This is a genomic window from Enterobacter asburiae, from assembly GCF_008080435.1.
Classification (GTDB): domain Bacteria; phylum Pseudomonadota; class Gammaproteobacteria; order Enterobacterales; family Enterobacteriaceae; genus Enterobacter; species Enterobacter asburiae_C.
This window is the reverse complement of record NZ_VRKN01000008.1, coordinates 151,547-174,546: the sequence shown is the minus strand read 5'-3', so window position 1 is coordinate 174,546 and position 23,000 is coordinate 151,547. Positions and strand designations below refer to the sequence as shown.

Genomic DNA, 23,000 nt, shown 5'->3' with positions numbered 1-23,000 from the left:
TATAAACGTTCAGAGACGAGAAAATAACCGCTGTAATAAAACAACAGTTTGCCCGTTATCGTGGTACTGTTTTTCATAAATCTGTCATAAATCTGACGCATAATGGCGCCGAATTACAAACTTGTAACTTAAATAAGATAAGACAGGGCAAAGTATGGCGAGACGTATTCTGGTCGTAGAAGATGAAGCTCCAATTCGTGAAATGGTGTGCTTCGTGCTCGAGCAAAACGGCTTCCAGCCGGTTGAAGCGGAAGATTATGACAGCGCAGTGAACCAGCTGAATGAACCCTGGCCCGATCTGATTCTGCTGGACTGGATGTTGCCTGGCGGCTCCGGACTGCAGTTTATCAAACACCTGAAGCGTGAGGCGCTGACCCGCGACATCCCGGTTGTGATGCTCACGGCGCGCGGAGAAGAAGAGGATCGCGTTCGCGGTCTGGAGACCGGCGCGGACGATTACATTACTAAACCGTTCTCCCCAAAAGAGCTGGTTGCCCGCATTAAAGCCGTGATGCGCCGTATTTCGCCGATGGCGGTGGAAGAGGTGATAGAGATGCAGGGGCTGAGCCTTGACCCCACCTCACACCGCGTGATGACCGGTGAAAATCCCCTCGACATGGGGCCTACCGAATTTAAACTCCTGCACTTCTTTATGACCCACCCGGAACGCGTTTACAGCCGCGAGCAGTTGCTGAATAACGTCTGGGGAACTAACGTGTATGTCGAAGACCGGACGGTTGACGTACATATTCGCCGCCTGCGAAAAGCACTGGAACTGAGCGGCCACGATCGCATGGTGCAGACGGTCCGCGGCACGGGTTATCGTTTTTCTACCCGTTTCTGAACAATGACAGGAGTGTGACGCGTGCTGGAACGTCTGTCATGGAAAAGGCTCGTCTTTGAACTGATCTTATGCTGTATTCCGGCCTTTCTTCTGGGGGCCTTTCTTGGACACCTGCCGTGGTTTCTGCTGGCGTCGGTCACCGGGCTGCTGATCTGGCATTTCTGGAACCTGCTGCGCCTCTCCTGGTGGCTGTGGGTTGACCGAAGTATGACGCCGCCGCCGGGAAGCGGTAGCTGGGAGCCGCTGCTTTACGGTCTGCATCAGATGCAGATGCGTAATAAAAAGCGCCGCCGCGAGCTGGGAAGCCTGATTAAGCGTTTTCGCAGTGGTGCAGAGTCGCTGCCGGATGCCGTTATCCTGACGACCGAAGAAGGGACGATCTTCTGGTGTAACGGCCTTGCGCAACAGCTGCTGGGCCTGCGCTGGCCCGACGACAATGGCCAGAATATCCTCAACCTTCTGCGTTATCCCGAGTTCACGCTGTATCTGAAAAAGCGTGATTTTACCCGCCCGCACAATCTGAAGCTCAATAACGGTCGTCATCTGGAAATCCGTGTGATGCCCTACAGCGATCGGCAATGGCTGATGGTAGCGCGCGACGTGACGCAGATGCACCAGCTGGAAGGGGCGCGTCGCAACTTCTTCGCCAACGTCAGTCACGAACTGCGTACTCCGTTGACCGTGCTTCAGGGCTACCTGGAGATGATGCAGGAGCAAACGCTTGAAGGCGCGCCGCGTGAAAAAGCGCTGCACACCATGCGCGAGCAAACGCACCGGATGGAAGGGCTGGTGAAACAATTGCTGACGCTATCGAAGATTGAAGCGGCACCAACGCTTGCGCTAAATGAGACCATTGATGTCCCGATGATGCTGCGGGTCGTTGAGCGAGAAGCGCAGACGTTAAGCCACAAAAAGCATCACCTGACCTTTGAGGTCGACAATACGCTGAAGGTGCTGGGCAGCGAAGATCAACTGCGTAGCGCCATTTCCAACCTGGTGTATAACGCGGTGAATCATACGCCGGAGGGGACGGATATCGTGGTGCGCTGGCACCACGCCCCAACGGGGGCTGAGTTTAGCGTGGAAGACAACGGGCCAGGGATCGCGCCTGAGCATATTCCGCGTCTGACCGAGCGCTTTTACCGTGTGGATAAAGCGCGATCCCGGCAGACAGGCGGAAGCGGCCTGGGGCTGGCAATTGTGAAACACGCGGTAAATCACCATGAAAGCCGTCTCGATATTCAGAGTACGCTGGGTAAAGGAACCCGCTTCAGCTTCGTTATTCCGGAACGATTAATTGCCAAAAAGATCGCCTGAGAGCAGGTGTGTCATTTTACCTTTCCACGGGTCAGCCATCGCTGGCCCGTTTGCTTTGCAGTCAAGCGAAACGCAGATGAATTATATACGGCTGACTGTTTTTTGTTCGCATGATTAGCCATGGGTTTTTCTTATCAATAGCGTATTGTTCTGACGTGTATTTTCATGCTGGCATATTGTTCTGGTTTTGCGATCCCACCTTGCCTTTAAACGTTATAAGCGTTTAAATTGCGCCCCAGATACTGTCAGACCGACTGTATTTGCGTGGTAAATCGAAAAACTATTCTTCTCCACGCCAGGACGGGAGCATTTCCCGCTGAAATTGAGCAAATTTTCGGCTGTATCGTCCCGTCAGGGATATCGAAAATCTCATTGTTTTCAACACCACATCCACAGGCAGTAAGGTTTTATGACCCATCACTTAAAATCGCGTGACATCATCGCGCTGGGCTTTATGACATTTGCGCTGTTCGTTGGCGCAGGCAACATCATTTTCCCTCCAATGGTTGGCTTACAGGCGGGTGAACACGTCTGGACCGCCGCGTTTGGTTTCCTGATTACTGCCGTGGGTCTGCCGGTTCTGACCGTCGTCGCGCTGGCGAAAGTCGGCGGCGGTGTGGATAGCCTCAGCACGCCGATTGGCAAAGTGGCGGGTATTCTGCTGGCAACCGTCTGCTATCTGGCCGTTGGCCCGCTGTTTGCGACCCCGCGTACGGCGACCGTTTCCTTCGAAGTGGGTATTGCTCCCCTGACCGGTGACGGTGCGATGCCGCTGTTTATCTACAGCCTGATCTACTTCGCGATCGTGATTCTGGTTTCCCTCTATCCGGGCAAACTGCTGGATACCGTGGGTAACTTCCTGGCTCCGCTGAAAATTGTGGCGCTGATTGTTCTGGCGGTAGCGGCCATCGTCTGGCCAGCAGGCCCGATTAGCGACGCGATGGACGCCTATAAAAATGCCGCGTTCTCTAACGGCTTTGTGAACGGCTACCTGACGATGGATACGCTGGGCGCCATGGTATTTGGTATCGTTATTGTTAACGCCGCGCGTTCCCGCGGTGTGACTGAAGCGCGTCTGCTGACCCGCTATACCATTTGGGCTGGCCTGATGGCCGGTGTGGGCCTGACGCTGCTGTATCTGGCACTGTTCCGTCTGGGCTCCGATAGCGCCATGCTGGTCGATCAGAACGCCAACGGTGCGGCTATCCTGCACGCCTACGTTCAGCACACCTTCGGCGGTGCGGGCAGTATGCTGCTGGCGGCGCTCATCTTCCTGGCGTGTCTGGTAACCGCGGTTGGCCTGACCTGCGCCTGTGCAGAGTTCTTTGCACAGTATCTGCCGCTCTCTTACCGCACCCTGGTGTTTATCCTCGGTATCTTCTCCATGGCGGTGTCCAACCTCGGTCTGAGCCACCTGATTCAGGTCTCTATTCCGGTACTGACGGCGATTTATCCGCCGTGTATCGTGCTGGTGGTGCTGAGCTTTACTCGCCCGTGGTGGAACAACTCTTCACGAATTATTGCGCCAGCCATGTTTATCAGCCTGATTTTTGGTATCCTTGACGGGATTAAAGCATCAGCTTTCGCGCACATACTGCCGGCATGGACACAGCGTCTGCCGCTGTCCGAGCAGGGCCTGGCCTGGTTGATGCCTACCGTTGTTGCACTGGTTCTGGCCATTATCTGGGACCGTGCTGCAGGGCGTCAGGTCGCATCGAACGCCCATTAATCAACGGCAACAAACTGTTTAACCACGGGGCTTAAGGCCCCGTGGTTTTTTGTTTTTTTCGTGTTGAATGGCAAGATTTAAATGGAAAGCACTAACAAACTTAAACGTGGATTGAGCACGCGCCACATCCGCTTTATGGCGCTGGGCTCTGCTATCGGCACCGGTCTTTTTTATGGCTCGGCAGATGCCATCAAAATGGCCGGTCCCAGCGTTCTGCTGGCGTACATTATCGGCGGCGTGGCGGCGTATATCATCATGCGCGCCCTCGGCGAAATGTCGGTTCACAACCCGTCCGCCAGCTCATTCTCCCGCTACGCGCAGGAAAATCTCGGCCCACTGGCCGGGTTTATCACCGGCTGGACCTACTGCTTTGAAATCCTGATTGTGGCAATTGCCGACGTGACGGCATTTGGCATCTATATGGGCGTCTGGTTCCCGGCGGTGCCGCACTGGATTTGGGTGCTGAGCGTGGTGCTGATCATTTGCGCCGTCAACCTGATGAGCGTGAAGGTGTTCGGCGAGCTGGAGTTCTGGTTCTCCTTCTTCAAAGTCGCCACCATCATCATCATGATTGTGGCTGGTTTCGGGATTATCATCTGGGGAATTGGCAACGGCGGGCAGCCGACCGGTATTCACAACCTCTGGAGCAACGGTGGCTTCTTCAGCAACGGCTGGCTCGGGATGGTCATGTCGCTGCAGATGGTGATGTTCGCCTACGGCGGTATCGAGATTATCGGTATCACCGCCGGGGAAGCGAAAGATCCGGAGAAGTCCATTCCACGCGCCATCAACTCGGTGCCGATGCGTATTCTGGTGTTCTACGTGGGTACGCTGTTCGTGATTATGTCCATCTACCCGTGGAATCAGGTAGGCACCAACGGCAGCCCGTTTGTTCTGACCTTCCAGCATTTGGGGATTGCCTTTGCGGCCAGCGTTCTGAACTTTGTGGTACTGACCGCGTCGCTTTCCGCGATTAACAGTGATGTCTTTGGCGTGGGCCGTATGCTGCACGGCATGGCGGAGCAGGGCAGTGCGCCGAAGGTGTTCGCCAAAACCTCACGCCGCGGCACGCCGTGGGTGACCGTCGTGGTCATGACCGTAGCGCTGCTGTTCTCGGTGTACCTGAACTACATCATGCCGGAGAACGTCTTCCTGGTGATCGCATCGCTGGCGACCTTCGCGACGGTGTGGGTGTGGATTATGATCCTGCTGTCGCAGATTGCCTTCCGCCGTCGTCTGTCGCCGGATGAGGCGAAAGCGCTGAAGTTCAAAGTACCGGGCGGCGTTGCGACGACCGTCGTCGGGCTGATCTTCCTGGTGTTTATCATTGGCCTGATTGGCTACCATCCGGATACCCGCATTTCCCTGTACGTGGGCTGCGCGTGGATCGTCCTGCTGCTGGTGGGCTGGGCATTTAAATGCCGCCGCGACCGTCAGCTGGCGGAAGCGCAGTAATCTCCTTTCTCCCTCTCCCTGTGGGAGAGGGTTGGGGTGAGGGCATCAGGCTGCACTGATGCCTCCTCCCCCGTCCTCCTCCCCCAATAAATCACGTCATGGTGAGCTATCCTTAACCACCCTGTGGCAAGGTGACGTCAATTTCATCAAAGGGGATTCGTGATGTTAAACGCCTGGCACCTTCCGGTTGCCCCATTTGTTAAGCAAAACAAAGACAACCTTGTGATTACGCTCTGGCTGGCGGGGGAAAATCAGCCTGAACGCGTGACGCTCCGCGCCGAAATAGATAACGAAGAGACCGGGCTGAAAATGCACAAGCTGCGCAGCCAGCCGCAGCCGGGGATCACGGCGTGGCGGGCGAATATCGATCTGCGCAGCGGGCAGCCGCGCCGTCGCTACAGCTTTAAGCTTTTGTGGAATAACCGCCAGCTGTGGTTTACCCCGCAGGGGTTTAGCCGTTTCCCGCCCGCTCGGCTGGAACAGTTTGCGGTCGATTACCCGGATAACGGCCCGCAGTGGGTTAGCGATCAGGTCTTTTACCAGATTTTCCCGGACCGTTTTGCGCGCAGCGAAAAACGCACTGCAGACCAGGATAAGATCTATCACCACCATGCGGTGGGCCATGACATTATCCTGAAAGAGTGGGACGAGCCGTTAACCGCGCAGGCTGGCGGCTCGACGTTTTACGGCGGCGATCTCGACGGCATCAGCGAAAAGCTGCCCTACCTGAAAAATCTCGGCGTGACGGCGCTCTACCTGAACCCGGTATTTAACGCCCCGAGCGTACACAAATACGATACCGAAGATTATCGCCACGTTGACGCGCAGTTTGGCGGTGACGAGGCGCTGCTGCGCCTGCGTAAGAACACCCAAAACGAAGGCATGCGCCTGATTCTGGACGGCGTGTTTAACCACAGCGGAGATTCGCACGCTTGGTTTGACCGTCATAACCAGTCGATGGGCGGGGCATGCCATAACCCGGATTCGCCGCAGCGCGACTGGTATAGCTTTAGCGAGGCGGGCCGCGCGCTGGACTGGCTGGGCTACCCAAGCCTGCCGAAGCTGGATTTCCAGTCGCCAACGCTCGTGAATGAAATCTACGGCGGTGAAAACAGCATCGTCCGTCACTGGCTGAAGGCGCCGTGGAATATGGACGGCTGGCGCCTGGACGTGGTGCACATGCTCGGCGAAGCGGGCGGGGCGCGGAATAATCTTCAGCACGTCGCCGGGATTACGCGCTCCGCGAAAGCGGCCAAGCCGGAGGCGTTCGTCTTTGGCGAGCACTTTGGCGACGCGCGCCAGTGGCTGCAGAATGATGCGGAAGATGCGGCGATGAACTATCGCGGCTTTACCTTCCCGCTGTGGGGATTCCTCGCTAACACCGATATCTCCTACGATCCGAATCATATCGACGCTGAAACCTGTATGGCGTGGATGGAGAACTACCGCGCCGGTCTGTCTCATCAGCAGCAGCTGCGGATGTTTAACCAGCTCGATAGCCACGATACCGCCCGCTTTAAATCCTTGCTCGGCAAGGATGTGGCGCGTCTGCCGCTGGCGGTCACCTGGCTCTTCACCTGGCCGGGCGTGCCGTGCATCTACTATGGCGATGAAGTAGGGCTGGACGGCAACAACGACCCGTTCTGCCGCAAAACCTTCCCGTGGGAGCCAGCGAAACAGGACAAGGTACTGTTCAGCCTGTATCAGCGGCTGGCGAAGCTGCGTAAGCAGAGTCTCGCCCTGCGCTACGGCGGCTGTCAGGTGGTGTACGCCCACGATAACGTGGTGGCGTTTGCTCGCGTCTATAATCAGCAGCGCGTGCTGGTGGCGATTAACCGGGGCGAGGCCTGCGAAGTGGTGCTGGATGATTCACCGCTGCTGAAGGTGGCGACGTGGAAGAATAAAGAGGGCAAGGCGACGATACAGGACGGCGTGCTGGCGCTGCCTGCGATATCAGCGACGATCTGGTTCGGCAGCTAAGACCTGTTAATGTTTCCACCTTTTAAGATGGCGCAAATGCAACTATTTGTGTCAATCTTAACGGATCGTTTACGGTGAAGGTGGAAACATGGACGAGCTTTACATCCTTGGCTGTTTGTTCCTGGTTTTTGCGCTGGTGGTTGCACCCGTGCTTGCGGTTATAGGCTTTAATCGAAGTACGGCGGCGCGACAGGAGATCGCCCGGCTACGCCAGCGCATTGAGGCGCTTGAGCAGCGCGGCGTGCCTCAAAGCGCGCCGGAGCCGGTGGCAGTGACCGCGCCGTTAGTTGAGGACGCTCCCGCGACTGTCGACCCCTGGCGCCCCGATACTCCCGCTGCCGTGACAGAACCCGCTCCGGCCCCTGCGGCAAAACAGCCTTCTGCCTTTGGCGGCATACTGACGTCGCTGGTACGCTGGTTCATGCAGGGCAATCCGCTGGCAAAGCTGGGGATCCTGCTGCTCTTTCTCGGCCTTTCATTCCTGCTGCGTTATACCGTGGAACATTCCCTGTTCCCGCTTGAGCTGCGCCTGGCGGCGACGGCGCTGTTTGCCATGGTCTTGCTGGCAATCGGGTGGCGACTGCGTCACAGGCAGCGCGTCTATGCGCTGATCCTCCAGGGCGGGGCGACCGGCGTGCTCTACCTGACCGTTTTTGGCGCGTTCCGGCTCTGGCAAATGCTGCCGATGACGCTGGCCTTTGCGCTGCTGGTGGTGATTTGCGCGGCAAGCGTCGGGCTGGCGGTGCTGCAGAAGGCGCTGAGCCTTGCCATGCTGGCGAGCCTCGGCGGGTATCTTGCGCCGCTGCTGTTGTCTACCGGGGGCGGAAGCTTTGTGGCGCTGTTCTCTTTCTATCTTCTGCTTTCCATCGGTATTCTCGCGATCAGCATCTGGCAGCACTGGCGCGAGCTGAATCTGCTCGGGCTGCTGTTTACGTTCGGCGTGGGCGGCCTGTGGGGGCTGAATGACTACCAGCCTGAAGATTATTGGGTCTGCCAGCTGTTCCTGATTGCCAATACGCTGATATTCGGTGTGCTGAGCGTGGCGCTGTCGCTGCGGGCGCAGGAGAAAGGGAAGCAGATTATTGACGGCGTGCTGCTGTTTGCCCCGCCGCTGATAGGTTTCGGGATGCAGTACGGCATGACCCGGCACTGGGAATATGGCCCGGCCCTGAGTGCGCTGGGATACGGCGCATTTTATCTTACCCTCGCGTTCCTTGCGCTGCGGCGCTACCCCTCCATCGGACGACCGCTGGTCCTGGCAGCGCTGGCAATCGGCGGCGGGTTCGCGACGCTCGCGATTCCGCTGGCGCTGTCGGCGCGCTGGACGGCGATGGCCTGGGCACTGGAAGGGCTGGGTATCCTCTGGCTGGGTGTGCAGCAGCACCAGCGTCGCATGAGCTATAGCGGAACGGCGCTGTTGGTGCTGGCGCTTGGCAGCGCGCTGTGGGCGCAAACGAACGACGTTACGTCGCTGAGCCTGCTGCTGATCTTCACCATCCTCAGCCTTTGCTGGCTGGCTGCGGCCTGGCTGTGGCGGAAACTCTTTCAGCCAGTCAGTTGGGCGCTGCTGGCAGGCGGGCTGATGTTCTGGATGGTGGCGCAGCTGGGCGCGTCGCAGCTGGTACTGACGAAGGAATTACCGATTCTGGCGGGCGTGCTGGCGCTGACGGCGGCGTCGGTCTGGGGCTGGCGGCAGGTGGCTGCTCGTCTGGCGTGGCGGGAGCTGGATGCCAGCAAATGGCTGCTGTGGCCGGTTATGCTGCTGATGGTGGGTTATCAGCTCTGGCACCAGCAGATCGTTGCCGGCGGTTGGTCAAATCTGGCCTGGTGCGTTGCGCTTCCTGCCGCGCTGATGCTGTTGCGGCGCGACGGTGAAAGACTCCTGTCGCGCATCGCGATGGGGCTGCATTTGTCGCTGTTCTGGATGATTTTGCTGGCGCTTGCCGCTGAGCTTTACTGGTTTGCCCGGTCGTTGCCGTGGGGCATGGCGGCCTGGGGCAGCGGATTAGCGATGGCCGCAGGTGGCGGGGTGATTATGGCGCTCTCTGCAGCCGTACGGCGTCGCGGGTGGCCGTTCCGGGAGTGGCCTGCGCTCTACGCCTGCCTGGCACCGATCCCCGTGGTCGTGGCGCTGCTGGTATTGCTGGTGGTGACCAATTTCCAGGACGGCGTGGTCTATCGTCAGACCTGGCTACCGCTGGTAAACCCGCTTGAGGAAGGCGCAGCGTTCGCGTTGCTGGGGCTGGTGATCTTTTATCGGGCTGTGGATCGCTACTACCCGGCGTGGCTCTCTCAGGCCCGACCGTGGCCTGCCGTCGCGATTATGGCGTTTGGCTTCTGGTGGTTGAACGGTGCGCTGATGCGCGCCCTGGCCTGGTACGGCGACGTGGCCTGGAATATGGCATCGCTGTGGGATTCGCGGCTTATCCAGACCAGTTTTGCCCTGTTCTGGATGCTGAGCGCGCTGGTGGTCATGATCCATGCCACCCGTCGGGCTTCCCGGCAGGAGTGGCTCTGCGGTGCCGCGCTGCTGGGTGTAGTGATGGTTAAACTGATGCTGGTGGACAGCGCGGGTGGAGGCGGTTTGTCGCGTGCGGTGGCGTTTATCGGCGTGGCGATACTGGTTCTGATCGTGGGGTATTTCTCACCGCTACCGCCCAAAACAGGAGATGAAAAATGAAATGGATGAAAGCGGTAGCGTGTACCGCGCTGCTGGCGCTTTCCGGCCCGGCGTTCTGCGACGAGGGACAAACGGAATCGCCCCGGGATTATGCCTTTGGTCGATCACTGGATACGTCTGTTCCTTCCCAGTGGTATCGGGTGATGCTGCCGCTCGCCGTCTATGAGCAAAGCACGTCGCCGGATCTGCATGATGTCCGCGTCTTTAACCAGTCGGGCGAGCCGGTTCCCTTCAGCCTGGTCACCGCGACGCATCCACAGGCGTCAGTGCAATCCACTGCGCTGCGTCTCTTCCCGCTGGACGCCTCGCCGCTTGCGGCTTCCCGAGGATCCGGTGATAGCGATAAGATTCTGCTCCGTTCCGGAAACGGTGTAGAGATTGTGCTGGAGGGGCAAAAAGCCGCCGCAGCCGGACAACATTATCTGCTGACCCTGCCGGAGCAGGCTACGGGGGAGATGGCCATATCCCAGCTGCAGCTGCTCTGGAATACCCCTCAGACGCCGTGGCAGGGAACGGCGTCGGTCTATTACAGTGAGGATCTTAAGCGCTGGTATACCCTGCGCGAGGATATGCCATTGCTGGACGTCGTCAGCGGTCAGGATCGTCTTAAGCTCGATCGGATCGATACCGATACGGTTTTATCTCCCGAGGCGAATCGCTATCTCATGGTGGTGCTGAATGCGCAGAGCCAGGGGATAACCTTGACCGGCGTAAACGCAATCAGCACACCTGCGCAGGCGGCCCCGGAAGCGGTCGACCTTGAGGGGGAAGGGGAGCAGTTATCGACAAGCGAAGCGCAGTGGCACTGGGCGCGCCCGCAGCCGCTGAGTGCTGTCAGCATCTCACTGAATGGCGATGGCGTCCTTCCCGTGGAGATAGCGTGGCGGAGTACGGAAAAAGACACATGGCACCCCCTGAAAAAAGAGGTCCTTTACCGTCTTGAGGGAAAAATGTCGCCACCGGTTTCACTTCACGGGGGCCTGGTGCAGGCAGTGAAAATCACGACGTTGAATGCGCGTCTGCCAGAATATCTGCCGAGCGTCACGGGACATCGCGACCGCTATGACCTGGTGTTCAACGCGCAGGGGAAAGCGCCGTACGTGCTCGCCTGGGGCAACGGCGCCGCAAAGCCTGCCAGCGTGGAGCCCGGTATGCTGATCCCAGCCGACCTGCGCAAGACCTATGATATGGCTAACCTGCCGCAGGCCGATATGCTGGAGGATGTTGCACTAGGCGGCGAGGGGCGTCTGACCGCCACCTCTGCGGCCGAGCGGGAGAGCAGGCTGAACACGCTGCTGGTATGGGGCGTGCTGATTGCGGGGGTGATTCTGCTGGCGGGCATGGCCTGGCGCATCTGGCGAGAGACGCAGCGTAAGGCATAAAAAAAGGCCCGCATAAGCGGGCCTTTTTCGTAAACCGTGCCGATTACAGGCTGGATACGTTCTCAGACAGGTATTTAGCCACGCCGTCTGGAGACGCGTTCATGCCTTCTTTACCTTTTTCCCACTGAGCCGGGCACACTTCGCCGTGCTCTTCGTGGAACTGCAGCGCGTCAACCATGCGCAGCATTTCGTCGATGTTACGACCCAGCGGCAGATCGTTCACAACCTGGTGACGAACGATGCCGTTTGCGTCGATCAGGAAGGAACCACGCAGTGCAACGCCAGCGTCCGGATGTTCGATACCGTAAGCCTGCTGGATTTCGCGTTTGATGTCCGCAACCATTGCGTATTTCACCGCACCGATGCCGCCTTTGTCGACAGGGGTGTTACGCCATGCGTTGTGTACAAATTCAGAGTCGAAGGAGACGCCAACAACTTCCACGCCACGCTTCTGGAATTCTTCATAACGTTTGTCGAAGGCGATCAGCTCAGACGGGCAAACGAAAGTGAAGTCCATTGGCCAGAAGAACAGAACGGTCGCTTTACCGTTGGTGTGCTGTTTGAAGTTGAAGTTTTCAACGATTTCACCGTTGCCCAGAACTGCTGCAGCTGTAAAATCCGGAGCCGGACGAGTTACCAGAACCATATGATTCTCCTGTAGATACTAAGGTTATTTGGAACGCAACGCGAGCCAGTATAGAGAGTGTTCATGGATAAGACAAAGAGGTGGTGACAATCGTTCCGCCAGCTTTTACCTATCAATCATATCTGCATCAAAGTTGTTTGTTTTTCGCCTGCGCCATCATGCGCGGGTAAAACTGCCAGAAACGCGTTTCCAGCGCATCGTAATGTTCATCCAGGTCATACCAGGAGTCGCGCAGCGCATCCAGTCGTGGGCGACGGCTGGCCATCCCATTCAGCACATTCTGGATGAAATCCATCTCGCGATAACGCTCCAGCCAGCGTTCCGACCACAGATAGTTATTCAGATTCACAAAGCGCGGTGGCGAGTCGGGCAGAATGATCGACACCTGCTGGCGGGCATAGCGCACAAAATCCGGCAATGGCATCTCCGGCGACAGCTGTTCCCAGTGGCGCGACAGAAAGTGGTCCCACATCACGTCGAGCGTGATCGGCGCAACGCGGCGCGTTTCAGGGCGAAACCACGCTTTGGCTTCCGTCACTTCCGGCAGCTTATCAGTCAGCACGTCGATGCGGCGGTGCATAAAAATCCCGTCGACAACCTCAGGGGAATAGTCTTCAGCGGGGTTGCCGCGTACGAAATCGGCCAGCAAATTGCCGGACAGGGAGCTGTCAGCGAGATGAGCGAGATGCAGGTGAGCGAGAAAATTCATGCGTTTTATTTGTCCGGGGGCGGCTAGTTGTTGCAGCAAAAGGGTGTGAGCACTAGACTATGCCGCCTGTTTTTAAGTCACGAGTATACGTCATGCGCGTCGCCGATTTCTCCTTTGAACTACCTGAATCCCTGATTGCTCACTATCCCATGCCTGAGCGCAGCAGCTGTCGCTTACTGTCACTGGATGGGCCAACGGGCGAGCTGACGCACGGTACTTTCACCGATTTGCTCGACAAGCTCAACCCTGGCGATCTGCTGGTCTTTAACAATACCCGCGTGATCCCGGCGCGCCTGTTTGGCCGTAAAGCAAGCGGCGGCAAGATTGAAGTGCTGGTCGAACGTATGCTCGATGATAAACGTATTCTGGCACATATTCGCGCTTCTAAGGCGCCGAAGCCGGGCGCTGAACTGCTGCTGGGCGATGATGAGAGCATCAAAGCGACCATGACCGCGCGCCACGATGCGCTGTTCGAGGTGGAGTTCGATGACGAGCGCACGGTGCTTGATATCCTGAACGCCATTGGCCACATGCCGCTGCCGCCGTATATTGAGCGTCCGGACGAAGAGGCCGACCGCGAGCTGTACCAGACCGTCTACAGCCAGAAGCCGGGTGCCGTCGCTGCGCCGACCGCGGGTCTGCATTTTGATGAGCCGCTGCTGGAAAAACTGCGTGCGAAGGGCGTGGAGATGGCGTTCGTGACGCTGCACGTCGGCGCGGGGACCTTCCAGCCGGTGCGCGTGGACAGCATTGAAGATCACATCATGCACTCTGAATATGCCGAAGTGCCTCAGGATGTGGTGGACGCGGTGCTGGCAGCGAAAGCGCGCGGCAGCCGCGTCGTTGCGGTCGGTACGACGTCCGTGCGCTCACTCGAGAGCGCCGCGCAGGCGGCGAAAAACGGTCTTATCGAGCCGTTCTTTGGCGATACGCAGATCTTTATCTACCCGGGCTATCAGTACAAAGTGATTGACGCGCTGGTGACCAACTTCCATCTGCCTGAATCAACGCTGATTATGCTGGTGTCCGCGTTTGCCGGTTATCAGCATACGATGAACGCCTACAAGTCTGCGGTAGAACAAAAATATCGCTTTTTTAGCTACGGGGACGCGATGTTTATCACGTACAATCCGCTGGCTTTGAATGAGCGTGTCGGGGAATAAGTCCGCGGCACCGTTTTACAACGTTGGACTGTTTTTCTGACGTCGGAGAAAAAATGAAATTTGAACTCGATACCACCGATGGCCGCGCGCGTCGCGGTCGCCTGGTGTTTGAGCGCGGCGTGGTAGAAACCCCCGCGTTTATGCCTGTGGGCACGTACGGCACCGTAAAAGGGATGACGCCGGAAGAAGTCGAAGCCACTGGCGCACAGATTATCCTCGGCAACACCTTCCACCTGTGGCTGCGTCCAGGCCAGGAGATCATGAAGCTCCACGGCGACCTGCACGATTTCATGCAGTGGAAAGGCCCCATTCTGACCGACTCCGGCGGCTTCCAGGTGTTCAGCCTGGGCGATATCCGCAAGATCACCGAGCAGGGCGTTCACTTCCGTAACCCGATCAACGGCGATCCGATTTTCCTCGATCCAGAAAAGTCGATGGAGATTCAGTACGATCTCGGCTCTGACATTGTGATGATCTTCGACGAATGTACGCCATACCCGGCCGACTGGGACTACGCCAAACGTTCCATGGAGATGTCCCTGCGTTGGGCGAAGCGTAGCCGTGACCGTTTTGACTCCCTGCAGAACAAAAATGCGCTGTTCGGCATTATCCAGGGCAGCGTTTACGAAGATTTACGCGATATCTCTGTTAAAGGTCTGGTAGAGATAGGTTTTGATGGCTACGCTGTCGGCGGTTTGGCTGTGGGTGAGCCGAAGGAAGACATGCACCGCATTCTGGAGCATGTCTGCCCGCAAATCCCGGCGGATAAACCACGATACCTGATGGGCGTGGGTAAACCAGAAGATCTGGTTGAAGGCGTACGCCGCGGCATTGATATGTTCGACTGCGTCATGCCAACCCGCAACGCGCGTAACGGACATTTGTTCGTTACCGATGGCGTGGTGAAAATCCGTAACGCGAAGCATAAGAGTGACACCAGCCCGCTCGATTCCGAGTGCGATTGCTATACCTGTCGCAATTATTCTCGCGCGTATCTGCATCATCTCGATCGTTGTAACGAGATTTTGGGCGCGCGTCTCAATACCATTCATAATCTTCGTTATTATCAGCGCTTAATGGCTGGTTTACGTAAGGCTATCGAAGAGGGTAAATTAGAGAGCTTCGTGACCGATTTCTACCAACGTCAGGGGCGGGATGTTCCACCGTTGAACGTTGATTAATTTTAATAATGAGGGAATTTGAATGAGCTTTTTTATTTCTGATGCGGTAGCGGCAACAGGTGCTCCAGCGCAGGGCAGCCCGATGTCTCTGATTCTGATGCTGGTTGTGTTCGGTCTGATCTTCTACTTCATGATCCTACGTCCACAGCAGAAGCGCACCAAAGAGCACAAAAACCTGATGAGCTCCATTGCGAAAGGCGATGAAGTACTGACTAACGGTGGTCTGGTGGGTCGCGTGACCAAAGTGGCTGAAAACGGCTACATTGCTATCGCCCTGAACGACACCACTGAAGTGGTCATCAAACGTGACTTCGTAGCTGCCGTTCTGCCGAAAGGCACCATGAAGGCGCTGTAATCCCAACTTTTCCCAAAGGGAACTGCCGTGTTAAACCGTTATCCTTTGTGGAAGTACATCATGCTGGTCGTCGTGATTCTCGTCGGCCTGCTGTACGCGCTTCCCAACCTGTATGGTGAGGATCCGGCCGTTCAAATCACTGGCGCGCGCGGTGTCGCCGCCAGTGAGCAAACGCTGATCCAGGTCCAGAAAACGTTACAAGAAGAAAAAATTACCGCTAAGTCTGTGGCTCTGGAAGAGGGCGCAATTCTTGCTCGCTTCGACACCACCGACACGCAGCTCCGCGCTCGCGAAGCGCTGATGGGCGTGCTGGGTGACAAATACGTCGTGGCGCTTAACCTTGCCCCTGCAACCCCGCGTTGGCTGGCTGCGATGAAAGCAGAGCCAATGAAACTCGGTCTTGACCTGCGTGGCGGCGTTCACTTCCTGATGGAAGTGGATATGGATACCGCGCTCGGCAAGCTGCAGGAACAGAATATCGACAGCCTGCGCAGCGATCTGCGTGATAAAGGCATCGCTTACACCACCGTGCGTAAAGAAGATAACTACGGCATGAGCATCACGTTCCGCGACAGTGCGGCGCGCGATCAGGCTGTAGATTACCTGACCCAACGTCACCGTGACCTGGTGATCACCTCTCAGGGCAGCAACCAGCTGCGTGCGGTGATGACCGATGCGCGTCTGAAAGAAGCGCGTGAATATGCCGTTCAGCAGAACATCAACATTCTGCGTAACCGTGTAAACCAACTGGGTGTGGCTGAGCCGCTGGTACAGCGTCAGGGTGCTGACCGTATCGTGGTTGAACTGCCGGGTATCCAGGACACTGCGCGTGCGAAAGAGATTCTGGGTGCGACCGCAACGCTGGAATTCCGTCTGGTGAACTCCAACGTCGATCAGTCCGCTGCAGCAGCAGGGCGTATTCCGGGTGACTCCGAAGTGAAACAGACTCGCGAAGGTCAGCCAGTTGTGCTGTACAAACGCGTGATTCTGACCGGTGACCACATCACCGACTCCACGTCGAGCCAGGACGAATACAACCAGCCGCAGGTTAACATCTCGCTGGATAGCGCGGGTGGTAACATCATGTCTAACTTCACCAAGGACAACATCGGTAAACCGATGGCGACTCTGTTCGTGGAGTACAAAGACAGCGGTAAGAAAGATGCAAACGGTCGTGCGGTACTGGTGAAAGAGGAAGAGGTGATTAACATCGCCAATATCCAGTCTCGTCTGGGTAACAGCTTCCGTATTACCGGTATTAACAACCCGAACGAAGCGCGTCAGCTCTCCCTGCTGCTGCGTGCCGGTGCGCTGATTGCGCCAATTCAGATTGTTGAAGAGCGTACCATTGGTCCTACTCTGGGTATGCAAAACATCCAGCAGGGTCTGGAAGCGTGTCTGGCTGGCCTCGCGGTCTCTATCCTCTTTATGATCTTCTTCTATAAGAAGTTTGGTCTGATTGCGACGTCCGCGCTGATCGCCAACCTGGTGCTGATCATCGGCATTATGTCCCTGCTGCCGGGGGCAACGCTGACCATGCCGGGGATTGCGGGTATCGTTCTTACCCTTGCGGTGGCGGTCGACGCCAACGTACTGATTAACGAACGTATCAAAGAAGAGTTGAGCAACGGTCGCTCTATTCAGCAGGCGATTGACGAAGGCTATAAAGGCGCGTTCAGCTCCATCTTCGATGCGAACGTAACAACACTGATTAAGGTTCTTATCCTGTATGCAGTGGGTACTGGCGCGATCAAAGGCTTTGCGATTACCACCGGTATCGGTGTCGCAACGTCAATGTTTACCGCTATTGTCGGCACCCGTGCCATCGTGAACCTGCTGTACGGCGGCAAGCGCGTCAAAAAGCTGTCTATCTGAGGAGTGCGTTGTGGCACAGGAATATACTGTTGAACAATTGAACCATGGCCGTAAAGTCTGGGACTTTATGCGCTGGGACTACTGGGCCTTCGGCATTTCAGGTTTGCTGCTGATTCTGTCCATCGGCATTATGAGCGTGAAAGGTTTTAACTGGGGTCTTGATTTCACCGGCGGTACAGTCATCGAGATCTCCCTGGAAAAACCGGTCGATATGGACCAGATGCGCCTGTCTCTGCAGAAAGCGGGCTTTGAAGAGCCGCTGTTGCAGAACTTCGGCAGCAGCCGCGACATCATGGTGCGTATGCCGCCGGTGCACGATGCCAACGGCAGCCAGGAGCTGGGCAGTAAGGTTGTTAGCGTGATTAACGAAACAACCAGCCAGAGCGCGGCGGTTAAGCGTATTGAGTTCGTCGGCCCAAGCGTGGGGGCTGACCTGGCGCAGACCGGTGCGATGGCGCTGCTGGTGGCGCTGATCTCCATCCTGGTGTACGTCGGTTTCCGCTTTGAGTGGCGACTGGCGGCCGGTGTGGTTATCGCCCTGGCGCACGACGTGGTGATCACCATGGGCATACTGTCGCTGTTCCACATTGAGATTGACCTGACGATTGTGGCATCCCTGATGTCCGTTATCGGTTACTCACTGAACGACAGTATCGTGGTATCTGACCGTATCCGTGAAAACTTCCGTAAGATCCGTCGCGGTACGCCGTACGAAATCTTTAACGTGTCGTTGACCCAGACGCTGCACCGTACCTTGATCACATCCGGTACAACCCTGATGGTGATCCTGATGCTGTTCCTCTTTGGTGGTCCGGTACTGGAAGGTTTCTCGCTGACCATGTTGATTGGTGTCACCATCGGTACGGCATCGTCTATCTACGTCGCGTCCGCACTGGCACTGAAACTCGGCATGAAGCGCGAGCACCTGCTCCAGCAGAAAGTCGAGAAAGAAGGGGCGGATCAACCGTCCATTCTGCCGTAAAGCGACGTTTAGCGCGTTATCGAAATCCCGGTCTGTTGACCGGGATTTTTTTTATCTGCTCCTGACAAACACTCCTGACAGTATGCTGTCAGGAGCCCTGTCGTAGACTCCTTCTGAACCCAAACAACAGTCAGGAGGATGTATGAAAAGCGTAATTAACTGGTTTGAAATTCCGGTCTCGGATATGGATCGCGCCATCAAATTTTATGAGCCGGTGATGCAGCTCGCGCTGCGTCGCGAGAAAATGGACTGTGCGGAGCTGGCCGTTTTCCCGCATGAGGATCCAGGTACCGGCGGGGCGCTGGCAAAATTTGACGGCGTTACACCGTCTTTGCAGGGCGCTATTATTTACCTGCATACTGACAATCTGGCGGCCACGCTCGATCGCATCGCCTCTGCGGGCGGTGAGTGCGTGTTTGGCCCGCTGGAACTGCCGCATGGTATTGGCACTATCGCATTGTTTACCGACAGCGAGGGTAACCGCGTCGGCCTCCATCAACCTGCCTGAGAGCGGAATAAGATATGACCCGACGCGCTGACCGTTTGTTTCAGATTGTGCAGATCCTGCGGGGCAGGCGTCTGACAACGGCAGCGCATCTGGCGGATCGGCTTGGCGTGTCCGAGCGCACGGTCTACCGCGATATCCGTGACCTGTCGCTTTCCGGCGTGCCGGTGGAAGGTGAGGCGGGGAGCGGATATCGGCTGATGTCGGGTTTTGACCTGCCACCGCTGATGTTGACAAATAAGGAGTCAGAGGCGCTGATCGTCGCGATTCGCCTGCTCAAAACCTGGGGAGGGGAATCGCTGTCGCGCGAGCTGGAGTCGGCTCAGGAGAAGGTGCTGGCTATCCTGCCCGAGGAGAGCCGTCTAAAGGCGGAGCAGACGCGGATCTATGCCCCGGATTTTTGCATGCAAAGCCACTCCCGCAGCGATTTTGACATGATTCATCAGGCGATTTCCGCCCAGCGCGTGCTGGCGTTGCATTACCGTGATGAAGCCGGACAGCTCTCAAAGCGCGAGGTTCAGCCGCTGGGGCTGTTCTTCTGGGGGGAGCGTTGGCTGCTGGCGGCGTGGTGTGAACGGCGCGATGACTACCGCTGTTTCCGGCTCGACCGATGCCTCAATATTGTGCAGACGGAGAGGCGGTTTAGCGAGAGTGCGGACAGGTCTCTGGCAGATTTTTTGCGAAAGGTTAAACAGTAAAAAGCCGGGTGGCGGCTACGCCTTACCCGGCCTACATTCGGATCGTAGGCCCGGTAAGCGCAGCGCCACCGGGCGAAACCCGCACTGATTAGAAGTTATAACCTACAACCAGGTAACCACCCCAGCCGGTAGAACGGACGTTTTCGTTCATCCACACCAGTTTCGCATCGTCGTTCCACTGGCCGCCGTTGTGCCAGTAACGTGCCACTACAGAGTAGTGCCAGTGATCGTAGTTCAGCGCCAGAATGTGGCTAGAGGCGATGGAATTGTTGGTACGCTGCTTGATGCCGTTTTCAGCGTAACCGCTCTTATCGCCCAGATCTGAACCCCAGTCGAAGTTGGTGAAGCCGATGTAGCTCAGGTTACCGCCCCACAGCTGAGTGATTGGCACAAAGTATTTCACTTTAAAACGGTAGCCATCCCACTCATTCTGGTTTTCGGCACCATAGTTCTGCCACTGGTATTTCGCGTACACGTTCAGGGACAGGCTCATTGGCAGACCGGTGTCAACGTCGGTACCCAGACCCATATACCAGGTGCTCTGACGACCAGACTCGTTGCGGCCCATGTCGTAGATATAGTTGTTCGCGAAGTACCACTCTTTGAACGGACCGAAGCTCAGGTCGGTACCGGTCAGCTTGTCGATGGAGAAGCGCGGCTCGATCTCCATGAACAGAGGAGAACCGTGGTTCCAGATACCTTTTGCCTGAGAGTTACCACCAAAGAAGACCGGTGCATCCATATAGCCATAGAAATCAAACCAGTCTTTCTTGGCGAATGCTTCGTATTCCAGGTAGGTATCGTTGCGGATCTGTGGTCCGAAGCGCGTGTGGTAGCTGCCGACCACGTTAACGCTCTGATGCCACCAGTCGGAGAGGTATTGTGGTTTATCGTTTTCCGCTGCGTTAACAGTGAAAGAGGAAGACAGTGCCAGCACGGCGCCAGCTGCGAGTAATGTTTTTTTCATAATCATGCCACTGATTGAAATTCCCTTCCGGGAGTGAAAAATGCGCGAATTGCGTTTCTAAATATTTCGTGTTTCTGCGGTGCCTATTATAGGAATCCCTGCTCACAAAAATATGTGTTGTTTCACATATCTCTCACATACGTAATCGATTGCGTTCACGTTTGCGTACTTTAAACGGCCGGGATTGTAGCGGCAATCATTTATGTTGCCAATCCATACGAAATGTAAATGTTAGCGGAGTGACATTGCACTCCGCTAAAGAGAGGGTTACTGCGCGGCGGGCTGGATATCGTGAATGCGGATAAAACCTAACTGATCCGGAGTCAGTCCGTTAAGCTGCAGCGGAATGTCAACATCGCTCGGAGCCAGCACGCTGGCCGGTGCGGTGAACAGCTGGCTGTTAACATTCACCTCCTGGTAGCTTTCAGTGGTGCCCTGGATCTGTCCCCATTCGACGGTACCACTGAAGGCTGGCAACGGATCGTTGGATTCTCCCTGAATGCGTAATGTTGCGCGAGTACCATTTGCATTCGCCGCCACGTTCACCAGCGACATTTTCAGCGTACCAATCTGACTATTGAGACGCGCAGGCGTATTCGCTCCCGGCAGGAGATAAACCCCGCTGCTGGATTTCGCATTCAGGGCGTTTTGCTGGGTGATCTTCACCGTTTCTTTGTTCAGTTTGTCCATCGCCGTATTGAGCGTATTCACGCTCTGTTTCATCTGACGGACTTCGGCTTGTTGTGCACAGGCGCTAAGGGTGAAGAGGCTCCCCACCAGCAAAATTTTCAGGTAACGTCTTGTCATTGCGTTTATTTCCTTGAAATAACGGATTGCCTAATGGTAGCCAGCATCCTCGTGTCAGACATAGATCCTTTGTCTCAAAAAGCTCTTCCTTTGTTGTCAGGCCAGATCAGGGTAAAATGAAAATCAGTTAACCGGATAACAGGGATACCGTATGCATTGCCCATTCTGCTCCGCTGTGGATACCAAAGTCATCGACTCTCGTCTTGTGGGCGAAGGGTCATCCGTACGCCGTCGTCGGCAGTGTCTGGTGTGCAACGAGCGTTTTACGACCTTTGAGGTTGCAGAGCTGGTAATGCCGCGCGTGGTAAAAAGTAACGACGTGCGCGAGCCGTTTAACGAAGAGAAACTGCGCAGCGGGATGCTGAAAGCCCTCGAAAAACGTCCCGTCAGCGCGGACGACGTTGAGATGGCGTTAAACCACATAAAATCTTACCTTCGTGGTTTGGGTGAGCGTGAAGTACCCAGCAAAATGATCGGCAACCTGGTAATGGAGCAGCTGAAAAAGCTCGATAAGGTCGCCTATATCCGCTTCGCCTCAGTCTACCGCAGCTTCGAAGACATCAAAGAGTTTGGCGAAGAGATCGCCCGCTTACAGGATTAAGCTCATGCACGATGAGATGTACATGGCGCGCGCCATGAAACTGGCGCAGCGCGGTCGTTTTACCACCCATCCCAACCCGAACGTCGGGTGCGTGATCGTAAAAGATGGCGAAATCGTGGGGGAGGGGTTTCACTATCGTGCCGGCGAACCGCACGCCGAGGTTCATGCGTTGCGCATGGCTGGTGAGAAGGCACGCGGTGCCACAGCCTACGTCACGCTGGAGCCCTGCAGCCATCACGGGCGTACGCCGCCGTGCTGCGAAGCGCTGATTGCCGCCGGTGTTTCACGCGTGGTCGCCTCGATGCAGGACCCAAATCCGCAGGTGGCCGGACGCGGGCTGTATCGCCTGCAGCAGGAAGGCATTGACGTCAGCCATGGCCTGATGATGCAGGACGCGGAAGCGATCAACAAAGGCTTTCTGAAGCGCATGCGCACGGGGTTCCCGTATATTCAGCTCAAGCTGGGCGCCTCGCTGGACGGTCGTACGGCGATGGCAAACGGCGAAAGCCAGTGGGTAACCTCGCCACAGGCAAGGCGCGATGTGCAACGTCTGCGCTCGCAAAGCCATGCTATCCTCACCAGCAGTGAAACCGTTCTCGCTGACGATCCGGCCATGACCGTGCGCTGGGACGAACTGAATGCCGATACCCAGGCGCTTTACCCGCAGGAGAACCTGCGTCAGCCGCTGCGTATTATCATTGATAGCCAGAACCGCGTGACGCCGGAGCACCGCATCGTCCAGCAGCCGGGTGAAACCTGGATTGCCCGCACCAAAGAAGATACGCGCGAATGGCCGGAAGGCGTGCGCAGCATCATGGTGCCGGAGCATAACGGGCATCTGGATTTAGTTGTGCTGATGATGCTGCTCGGCAAGCAGCAGGTGAACAGTATCTGGGTCGAAGCGGGGCCAACGCTCGCCGGTGCGCTCTTACAGGCCGGGCTGGTGGATGAACTGATTGTCTACGTTGCGCCTAAACTGTTGGGTAACGATGCGCGCGGCCTGTTTGTGCTGCCTGGCCTTGAAAAACTGGCCGATGCACCACAACTCAAATTCAGCGAGATTCGTCCGGTGGGTCCGGATGTCTGCCTCCACTTAACGACAGCGTAATTGCTCCTGAAATAGG

The 23,000-nt window shown here is 56.6% G+C and carries 20 protein-coding genes; 16 read left to right on the top strand and 4 right to left on the bottom strand.

Translation table 11 applies throughout. The features are described 5' to 3' along the window. Positions 1-154: 154 nt before the first annotated feature. The 7 genes from phoB (at position 155) to FU672_RS16505 (ending at position 11,387) form a co-directional block, all read left to right on the top strand. Positions 155-844, top strand: coding sequence for a phosphate response regulator transcription factor PhoB (gene phoB / locus FU672_RS16535; protein ID WP_008503265.1), 690 nt, complete (start codon positions 155-157; stop codon positions 842-844). A 21-nt stretch (positions 845-865) separates the two neighbouring features. Further along, complete coding sequence (gene phoR, locus FU672_RS16530; RefSeq protein WP_148244076.1) at positions 866-2,161, top strand: phosphate regulon sensor histidine kinase PhoR; 1,296 nt, start codon at positions 866-868, stop codon at positions 2,159-2,161. A 409-nt stretch (positions 2,162-2,570) separates the two neighbouring features. Next, positions 2,571-3,890, top strand: a complete 1,320-nt coding sequence (gene brnQ, locus FU672_RS16525) for a branched-chain amino acid transporter carrier protein BrnQ (RefSeq protein ID WP_148244075.1) — start codon at positions 2,571-2,573, stop codon at positions 3,888-3,890. Positions 3,891-3,971: 81 nt separating this feature from the next. Then, the gene (proY, locus tag FU672_RS16520) at positions 3,972-5,345 is read left to right on the top strand and encodes a proline-specific permease ProY (protein WP_148244074.1); all 1,374 of its coding nucleotides are present in this window, start codon (positions 3,972-3,974) and stop codon (positions 5,343-5,345) included. Positions 5,346-5,507: 162 nt separating this feature from the next. Continuing rightward, positions 5,508-7,325: a maltodextrin glucosidase gene (gene malZ, locus FU672_RS16515; protein ID WP_148244073.1), complete on the top strand. Its 1,818-nt coding sequence runs from the start codon at positions 5,508-5,510 to the stop codon at positions 7,323-7,325. A gap of 88 nt (positions 7,326-7,413) precedes the next feature. After that, positions 7,414-10,005, top strand: coding sequence for a DUF2339 domain-containing protein (locus FU672_RS16510; protein ID WP_148244072.1), 2,592 nt, complete (start codon positions 7,414-7,416; stop codon positions 10,003-10,005). Continuing rightward, the gene (locus tag FU672_RS16505; protein WP_148244071.1) at positions 10,002-11,387 is read left to right on the top strand and encodes a DUF3999 domain-containing protein; all 1,386 of its coding nucleotides are present in this window, start codon (positions 10,002-10,004) and stop codon (positions 11,385-11,387) included. The genes FU672_RS16510 and FU672_RS16505 overlap by 4 nt, the downstream gene beginning before the upstream one ends. A 43-nt stretch (positions 11,388-11,430) precedes the next feature. Here the strand turns inward: FU672_RS16505 and FU672_RS16500 are convergent, their stop codons facing one another. Then, positions 11,431-12,033 carry a peroxiredoxin gene (locus FU672_RS16500; RefSeq protein WP_014168840.1) on the bottom strand — a complete coding sequence of 201 codons (603 nt, stop codon included), beginning with the start codon at positions 12,031-12,033 and terminating at the stop codon, positions 11,431-11,433. A gap of 127 nt (positions 12,034-12,160) precedes the next feature. Further along, entirely contained in the window at positions 12,161-12,742 is a 582-nt protein-coding gene (gene acpH, locus FU672_RS16495) for an ACP phosphodiesterase (RefSeq protein WP_148244070.1), read from the bottom strand. Between the two features lie 92 nt (positions 12,743-12,834). Here acpH and queA point away from each other — a divergent pair, with 92 nt between their 5' ends. The 7 genes from queA (at position 12,835) to FU672_RS16460 (ending at position 19,501) form a co-directional block, all read left to right on the top strand. Continuing rightward, the gene (gene queA, locus FU672_RS16490; RefSeq protein WP_063144786.1) at positions 12,835-13,905 is read left to right on the top strand and encodes a tRNA preQ1(34) S-adenosylmethionine ribosyltransferase-isomerase QueA; all 1,071 of its coding nucleotides are present in this window, start codon (positions 12,835-12,837) and stop codon (positions 13,903-13,905) included. A gap of 53 nt (positions 13,906-13,958) precedes the next feature. Continuing rightward, positions 13,959-15,086 (top strand): tRNA guanosine(34) transglycosylase Tgt, encoded by a 1,128-nt coding sequence (gene tgt, locus FU672_RS16485; RefSeq protein WP_063439843.1) that lies wholly within the window; start codon positions 13,959-13,961, stop codon positions 15,084-15,086. A 22-nt stretch (positions 15,087-15,108) separates the two neighbouring features. After that, positions 15,109-15,441, top strand: coding sequence for a preprotein translocase subunit YajC (gene yajC, locus FU672_RS16480; protein ID WP_087860408.1), 333 nt, complete (start codon positions 15,109-15,111; stop codon positions 15,439-15,441). A 27-nt stretch (positions 15,442-15,468) separates the two neighbouring features. Then, on the top strand, positions 15,469-17,316 hold the full coding sequence (gene secD / locus FU672_RS16475) for a protein translocase subunit SecD (protein WP_148244069.1): 1,848 nt from the start codon (positions 15,469-15,471) through the stop codon (positions 17,314-17,316). Positions 17,317-17,326: 10 nt separating this feature from the next. Then, a complete protein-coding gene (gene secF, locus FU672_RS16470) occupies positions 17,327-18,298 on the top strand; it encodes a protein translocase subunit SecF (protein ID WP_148244068.1) in 972 nt (323 codons plus the stop codon). Between the two features lie 142 nt (positions 18,299-18,440). Continuing rightward, positions 18,441-18,806, top strand: coding sequence for a VOC family protein (locus FU672_RS16465; RefSeq protein ID WP_111963427.1), 366 nt, complete (start codon positions 18,441-18,443; stop codon positions 18,804-18,806). A 14-nt stretch (positions 18,807-18,820) separates the two neighbouring features. Then, positions 18,821-19,501: a helix-turn-helix transcriptional regulator gene (locus tag FU672_RS16460; protein ID WP_148244067.1), complete on the top strand. Its 681-nt coding sequence runs from the start codon at positions 18,821-18,823 to the stop codon at positions 19,499-19,501. 88 nt (positions 19,502-19,589) lie between these two features. Here the strand turns inward: FU672_RS16460 and FU672_RS16455 are convergent, their stop codons facing one another. Both FU672_RS16455 and FU672_RS16450 read right to left on the bottom strand, forming a co-directional pair. Further along, positions 19,590-20,468: a nucleoside-specific channel-forming protein Tsx gene (locus FU672_RS16455; RefSeq protein ID WP_148244066.1), complete on the bottom strand. Its 879-nt coding sequence runs from the start codon at positions 20,466-20,468 to the stop codon at positions 19,590-19,592. A gap of 267 nt (positions 20,469-20,735) precedes the next feature. Next, entirely contained in the window at positions 20,736-21,275 is a 540-nt protein-coding gene (locus tag FU672_RS16450) for a SadB/YajI family lipoprotein (protein ID WP_148244065.1), read from the bottom strand. A gap of 151 nt (positions 21,276-21,426) precedes the next feature. Between FU672_RS16450 and nrdR the strand changes: the two genes are divergently transcribed. Beyond that, positions 21,427-21,876 (top strand): transcriptional regulator NrdR, encoded by a 450-nt coding sequence (nrdR, locus tag FU672_RS16445; RefSeq protein WP_008503337.1) that lies wholly within the window; start codon positions 21,427-21,429, stop codon positions 21,874-21,876. A gap of 4 nt (positions 21,877-21,880) precedes the next feature. Then, on the top strand, positions 21,881-22,984 hold the full coding sequence (gene ribD, locus FU672_RS16440; protein WP_148244064.1) for a bifunctional diaminohydroxyphosphoribosylaminopyrimidine deaminase/5-amino-6-(5-phosphoribosylamino)uracil reductase RibD: 1,104 nt from the start codon (positions 21,881-21,883) through the stop codon (positions 22,982-22,984). Positions 22,985-23,000: the final 16 nt, after the last annotated feature.

Bases quoted from the DNA above. Each gene is read 5' to 3' on its own strand.
- phoB (WP_008503265.1), top strand. From the start codon at position 155: ATGGCGAGACGTATTCTGGTCGTAGAAGATGAAGCTCCAATTCGTGAA.
- brnQ (WP_148244075.1), top strand. From the start codon at position 2,571: ATGACCCATCACTTAAAATCGCGTGACATCATCGCGCTGGGCTTTATG.
- proY (WP_148244074.1), top strand. From the start codon at position 3,972: ATGGAAAGCACTAACAAACTTAAACGTGGATTGAGCACGCGCCACATC.
- malZ (WP_148244073.1), top strand. From the start codon at position 5,508: ATGTTAAACGCCTGGCACCTTCCGGTTGCCCCATTTGTTAAGCAAAAC.
- FU672_RS16510 (WP_148244072.1), top strand. From the start codon at position 7,414: ATGGACGAGCTTTACATCCTTGGCTGTTTGTTCCTGGTTTTTGCGCTG.
- FU672_RS16505 (WP_148244071.1), top strand. From the start codon at position 10,002: ATGAAATGGATGAAAGCGGTAGCGTGTACCGCGCTGCTGGCGCTTTCC.
- FU672_RS16500 (WP_014168840.1), bottom strand. From the start codon at position 12,033: ATGGTTCTGGTAACTCGTCCGGCTCCGGATTTTACAGCTGCAGCAGTT.
- acpH (WP_148244070.1), bottom strand. From the start codon at position 12,742: ATGAATTTTCTCGCTCACCTGCATCTCGCTCATCTCGCTGACAGCTCC.
- queA (WP_063144786.1), top strand. From the start codon at position 12,835: ATGCGCGTCGCCGATTTCTCCTTTGAACTACCTGAATCCCTGATTGCT.
- tgt (WP_063439843.1), top strand. From the start codon at position 13,959: ATGAAATTTGAACTCGATACCACCGATGGCCGCGCGCGTCGCGGTCGC.
- yajC (WP_087860408.1), top strand. From the start codon at position 15,109: ATGAGCTTTTTTATTTCTGATGCGGTAGCGGCAACAGGTGCTCCAGCG.
- FU672_RS16465 (WP_111963427.1), top strand. From the start codon at position 18,441: ATGAAAAGCGTAATTAACTGGTTTGAAATTCCGGTCTCGGATATGGAT.
- FU672_RS16460 (WP_148244067.1), top strand. From the start codon at position 18,821: ATGACCCGACGCGCTGACCGTTTGTTTCAGATTGTGCAGATCCTGCGG.
- FU672_RS16455 (WP_148244066.1), bottom strand. From the start codon at position 20,468: ATGAAAAAAACATTACTCGCAGCTGGCGCCGTGCTGGCACTGTCTTCC.
- FU672_RS16450 (WP_148244065.1), bottom strand. From the start codon at position 21,275: ATGACAAGACGTTACCTGAAAATTTTGCTGGTGGGGAGCCTCTTCACC.
- nrdR (WP_008503337.1), top strand. From the start codon at position 21,427: ATGCATTGCCCATTCTGCTCCGCTGTGGATACCAAAGTCATCGACTCT.
- ribD (WP_148244064.1), top strand. From the start codon at position 21,881: ATGCACGATGAGATGTACATGGCGCGCGCCATGAAACTGGCGCAGCGC.